The organism is Streptomyces sp. NPDC006510, from assembly GCF_040611955.1.
Taxonomy (GTDB): Bacteria; Actinomycetota; Actinomycetes; order Streptomycetales; family Streptomycetaceae; genus Streptomyces.
On record NZ_JBEXPH010000346.1, the window covers coordinates 1 to 4,792 of the forward strand.

At 66.9% G+C, this 4,792-nt stretch carries 5 protein-coding genes and 2 pseudogenes; 4 read left to right on the plus strand and 3 right to left on the minus strand.

Features of this window, described 5'->3' with window-relative positions; genetic code table 11:
• Nucleotides 1-94: 94 nt before the first annotated feature.
• Nucleotides 95-616, plus strand: a pseudogene (locus ABZY11_RS42845) (winged helix-turn-helix domain-containing protein); the annotation flags it as partial.
• A 438-nt stretch (nt 617-1,054) separates the two neighbouring features.
• Here ABZY11_RS42845 and ABZY11_RS42850 read toward each other — a convergent pair.
• Both ABZY11_RS42850 and ABZY11_RS42855 read right to left on the minus strand, forming a co-directional pair.
• Nucleotides 1,055-1,492 carry a hypothetical protein gene (locus ABZY11_RS42850; RefSeq protein WP_356484364.1) on the minus strand — a complete coding sequence of 146 codons (438 nt, stop codon included), beginning with the start codon at nt 1,490-1,492 and terminating at the stop codon, nt 1,055-1,057.
• Nucleotides 1,489-2,052: a hypothetical protein gene (locus ABZY11_RS42855; RefSeq protein WP_356484365.1), complete on the minus strand. Its 564-nt coding sequence runs from the start codon at nt 2,050-2,052 to the stop codon at nt 1,489-1,491. The genes ABZY11_RS42850 and ABZY11_RS42855 overlap by 4 nt, the downstream gene beginning before the upstream one ends.
• A gap of 255 nt (nt 2,053-2,307) precedes the next feature.
• Between ABZY11_RS42855 and ABZY11_RS42860 the strand changes: the two genes are divergently transcribed.
• The gene (locus tag ABZY11_RS42860) at nt 2,308-2,991 is read left to right on the plus strand and encodes a maleylpyruvate isomerase N-terminal domain-containing protein (protein ID WP_356484368.1); all 684 of its coding nucleotides are present in this window, start codon (nt 2,308-2,310) and stop codon (nt 2,989-2,991) included.
• Between the two features lie 208 nt (nt 2,992-3,199).
• Here the strand turns inward: ABZY11_RS42860 and ABZY11_RS42865 are convergent, their stop codons facing one another.
• Entirely contained in the window at nt 3,200-3,721 is a 522-nt protein-coding gene (locus tag ABZY11_RS42865) for an NUDIX domain-containing protein (RefSeq protein ID WP_356484366.1), read from the minus strand.
• Nucleotides 3,722-3,976: 255 nt separating this feature from the next.
• Here ABZY11_RS42865 and ABZY11_RS42870 point away from each other — a divergent pair, with 255 nt between their 5' ends.
• The gene (locus ABZY11_RS42870) at nt 3,977-4,546 is read left to right on the plus strand and encodes a hypothetical protein (protein ID WP_356484367.1); all 570 of its coding nucleotides are present in this window, start codon (nt 3,977-3,979) and stop codon (nt 4,544-4,546) included.
• A pseudogene (locus ABZY11_RS42875) lies at nt 4,543-4,792 on the plus strand (hypothetical protein); the annotation flags it as partial. The gene ABZY11_RS42870 and the pseudogene ABZY11_RS42875, both read left to right, overlap by 4 nt.

Consider the following 4,792-nt stretch of genomic DNA (forward strand, 5'->3'; position numbering starts at 1 on the left):
ACCGCCTCCAGGCCATCGAGCGCGAGACGGACGTGGCCTGACAGGTGGGGACGAAGAAAGGTACGCAACTGGGGATCTAAGTCCGTACGCCGACATCTGTGAGCGCGACGTCGTGCACCGGGTGGGTGTGATCGGCGAACACGGATGGGCCACGACCATCGAGAGCCTGCACCCGAGCATCGCCTGGCAAGCCGGCGGCATCGAGATCGGCCACTTCCCCCGAGTCGGAACAGTCCGCCTCGCCGGCGACGGGCTCCTGCTGATCCCTTCAGTCTTCGTCAGGAATATCGCCGCCCACACGGAAGACCCCTGGCCCAGAACCTTGATCTATCGCGCCCGCGGCACCGCCGCCCTGTGGGGCGAACAGGAGACCGTCCCGCAACCGGACGCCCTGACCGCCCTGGTCGGCCGGTCCCGAGCCCGGCTGCTGTTGGCGCTGGACGCCCCGGCCAGTACCAGCCACCTCGCCCGAAGCCTCGCCATGACACCCGGCGCGGTAGGAGACCACCTCGCCATCCTGCGCGGCGCGGGGCTGCTCGTTCGCGCCCGGTCCGGACGGTCGGTGCTCTACCGGCGCACCCCGCTCGGCGAGGCACTGGTCGCCGGTTCGGGCTGAGGGCTCAGATCAGCACTGTTTTTTTGAGGCGTTCTGAGCTTGGTCTCTAGCCTCGCAGATCACCCGACCACCCGACCTGCTGAGATCTTCCGGTTCCAGGCACACGCCACGCGGCCATCCTGCATGCCTCGAGATGTTGAGTTGCGGAATTGAATGAAGTGAACGTCCGGCTCCAGGGGGCGGCCCGTATCCTCCGGGTCGCCCTCCCGGAAACGACCGCGTCGATCAGCGGCAACCAGCCGACCAGGCCACCTTCCTGTCGGATACCGCCGAAACCGCCTCCGAGCACAAGCGCGAGATGTACGTGGCACTCGGCCGCATCCGCTTCCGCTTCCGCGGGAAAGGTGCGGGCATGCGGATGCAGTCGCTGTGCGAGGACTGCCGAACCCCTGCATGCCTCGGCCGCTTTCGGCTCGCAGTTTCGGTTCGAAAGTACGGTCACCGACGCGCTGGTCGCCGCCGCGGAGCGGGGAGACGGGTGACGTTCCCGGATTGCCCGAGCTCCTCGCGGGCCTGGTCGAGCTCCAGGTCGAGCTCGGCAATGATCCGGCGCAGTGCGGCGGTGACGGCGCGCTCCTTGGCCAAGGCTTCCGTCGCGTCGGCCAGCTTCTTGTTCAACTCCGCCTTTTGATCGGCCAGTTCCTGCGTGGCAGCCGGTGTGCAGTGCTGCGCCTTGGCGCGGGCCTGGAACTCTTCGACGAGGTCTTTATGGTCACCGTAGGCGACGTCTCGCCGCAGTCCGGACTCGCGCAGCAACTCGAAGGCGGTGAGTTTGCCGGAGGTGGAGCGCAGGGGTGTGCCGGCCAGGAGGCGCTCGGCAGCGGCCCGAAGCGCGGCGCGTTCGGCTTCCAGATCCCGGGGTCGTCGGATGGTCATGCGGTTCTTTCCCCGGCGTCAGAGACGCCTTGCGCTTTGTGGCGATCGATGATCCCCGACAGTTGCGCGGCCTGCGCCGCCGCGCGGTCGCGCCGCGGCTTGGGCGCCAGTGGGTCGACCGCGTCAGCCCGATGCCGCTCTCGTCGGCGTTGCACATCTTCGATATCGCGGTCGGTGTAGGCGAGGTTGGCGCACGAGGATCGACACTCCGACTCGTCCGGTGTGTCATCGTCCGGCAGCCCGAGTGCGAGCTTGGCCTTGCGACAGGCGGCCGTGGCCGCGCGCCACACGCAGGTCATGCCCTGTCCGTGATAGATCGCGGGATCCGCCTGCTCCAGGAGGCGTTCCGCACTGCCGACGCTCGTCACCACCCTGCCCTCGAACGACGCGGTGCGCTCCACCCGGGCCCGGTATTCGTCGGCAGAGGGGCCGCTGACGTGTTCACCATCCGCGAGGTGCTGGCTGTCCTGTTCGACGTGGTCGATGATGAGCTCGAGTTTCTCCACGGCGATGTCGTGCAGCCAGGACGGATCGGCATACCCGGCGTAGCTCAGAGTCACTTTTGTATGAACGTGCCCATATTGCAGTGCGGCTGCGATCAGTCCTCGCGGCTTGCGGACGATGAAGCGAGCAAGGGTTCGTCTTGTGTCCGCAGAAGCCGTGTGCAGTGGTGTCCGTGTTGCCATTGAGCAGGTGCCCCCTTCGGGAGCGGGTTCGCGACACTCATGGTCGGCGGTGTTGCGTTTCCATCGTCTCGCAGTGATGCAGATCACTCCCTGGTTTGCTGGGTGGAAGCCGTTGGTAGCTTGATCACCATGGATCAGGGCCGGGTGCTGGAAGCGTTTCGCCTCGAAGCCGGGGATCTCTCCCGGGCGGTTGCAGGTCTGTCGGAGGTGGAGTGGGATCTTCCGACACAGTGTGAACCATGGTCCGTGCGAGAGCTGTTGGGGCATGTCCGAGTGGTGATCGCATGGTTGCCGGGCATGCTGGATGCTCCGCCGCCGGACAAGGCTGAGGTGTCCGCGGTGGAGTACTACCGGCCCGACGACCGTTTCGCCCCGCAGACGAACACGGCCCGCATTGCCTTGGCCCAAGACCATGTGGCCGGGCAGGCCAGCGGTGCCGCGCTCGCCGACGACTTCGCCGCGACCTGGCAGCGGGTGGACCGGCTGTGCCGCGCCGAGCCCGAGGGCCGCGTCGTGCGTACTCGTCACGGGGATGCGATGTTCCTGTCGCAGTTCCTGGTCACCCGGGTGGTCGAGGTCGCCATCCATGGCCTGGATCTGGCCGAAGCGCTGGGGTGCGAGCCGTGGCTGAACCCCCAGGCCGCAGAAGTCGTTCTGGAGCTGCTGCTCGGCCCGGACCAGATGACCGCGACGCTCGAACTCAAGTGGGACCAGCCCAAGTTCCTGCGCAAGGTCACCGGGCGCGAGCCGCTCGACGCGGCGGAGACCGCGCAGGTCGAACGGCTCGGCATTCGATGGCTCACGCTGGGCTGACGCCGCGACCACGGACCCGCAATCAACTGCACGACCCAATGACAGCTGTCCTGGCGGAGGGAAGCCGGGCGACGCGACTCGCTCCGTCGGCAGCAGCGCGAAGCCGCCGCCGGGAAAGCCAAGGTCAGCCGCCTCCCAGCACCGCGAACCGCCGTCATCGGGTCCTGCAGCTGAAATGCCCCTGAACCGAGGTAACCCGCATCGCCGGTCACCCGGCTGCCAGCTCGCTCGCACCGCTGCCGAATCCGGACCCCAAGTACTGGCGCAGAGCCTCTCGCCCTCCCGGAACGAAGCACCATTCATCAACCACTTCGCGCAGTTCGGCCACTGTCAGCCAGTCGTACCAGTCGATCTCACCCGAGTCCGGCACCAGAGTCTCCGACACGACGGCCTCATGCACCCCGAGCCAGATGGGACTAATCCCCTCCCGGAAAAGGAGCTTGAACAGGAAACGCACCGGCACACGAACGCCCAGTTCTTCAGCCAACTCGCGGACTGCCGCCTCTTCATACGACTCGCCCACGTCCACGGCCCCGCCGACCATCGCGTCGTAGTAGCCCGGAAACCGGGACAACGTCTCGGCCCGCCGCAGCACCAAGATCCGGCCTTCGCGATCACGACAGATCGTCGCTGCAATGCGATGCAGCCAGTTCTCACGCACCGCCTCATCCCGCTCGACGATCCCCAGCACGCGGTCGTGCTCATCGACATGCTCAACCAGTTCGCTCACGGATGCACGATCTCAGTCCCCACTGACAGCTCGGCCTCACGGGCAACGGTGGTGAGTGATCTGCACCACAAGAGACCCTGCAGAATGCAACACGCTCGACGATCTGGGTCGCGAATGCGGCCGCGACCCCTGGCCTGCTCAATCGCAACACGAGGTCATCCGCACACGGCCTCTGCGGACACAAGCAGGACACTGGCCTGGCACATCGCCCGCCGCCCCGGGGGACTGATTGCGCTGGCCATTCAGTACGGGCACATGCGCACCGTCCTGGACGCCCGCACCGCCAGCGGTTACGGGGCCCGCATGCGGCGCGGAATCCACGACGTCCTCGACGTCGAGACCGCCCTGGCCGCAGCTGACACCGCCGCCCGATTGCGCGACCGTGCTGCCGCCAGCGAGAAGTTCTCCGGCCCCGCCGCACGGCGAGCTCTCACTGCGGCCGTTAACGCCCCGCGTTTCCCGGGTCGCATCGTCCCAAGGACCTTCGTGAAGAAGGCAACGGCCTACCTCGCCCAGGACGGCATCGTCCTGTTCGACAACCCCAACGCCCTCCTGATCTGCGCCTTCAAACGCGACCAAGCCCTTTGTGGGCCATCTCCGGATGCGACGGCCCCCAACCAGTACGACTGCCAACCCGGCTGCGGCAACGCCGTCCGCACAGACACCCACGCCCGACTCCTGCGCGAACGCGCCGACAGCCTCGATCACAAGGCCGCCCATGCTCCCAACCCCGTCGGGAAGCGCCTGAAGGCCAATGCTGACCGACTTCGCACCATCGCCGACACCCACGGCGCCACCGCCCGGACCGCCGAGGAACTGACGTGAACGAGCAGCACCCAGACGAGCGCACCCGCATTCGTGAGGCCATGGACCGGCTCCTCCAAGGGCAACCAACAGTCTCCAATGGCAGTCTCACCGTCGTTGCCCTCGCAGCCGAAGCCGACGTTCACCGCATGGCGCTCATGAAGCGGCATGCGGACGGGTCTATCAGGAATCAGGTGTGGTTCGTCTGTTTGGCCTACAGGTTCTTCGGTGGGCTGATCGGCCTACGCTCGGATGGCGGTGAGGCGG

Coding starts and splice junctions, on each gene's coding strand:
- ABZY11_RS42870 (WP_356484367.1), top strand. CDS start 3,977: ATGCGCACCGTCCTGGACGCCCGCACCGCCAGCGGTTACGGGGCCCGC.
- ABZY11_RS42850 (WP_356484364.1), bottom strand. CDS start 1,492: ATGACCATCCGACGACCCCGGGATCTGGAAGCCGAACGCGCCGCGCTT.
- ABZY11_RS42860 (WP_356484368.1), top strand. CDS start 2,308: ATGGATCAGGGCCGGGTGCTGGAAGCGTTTCGCCTCGAAGCCGGGGAT.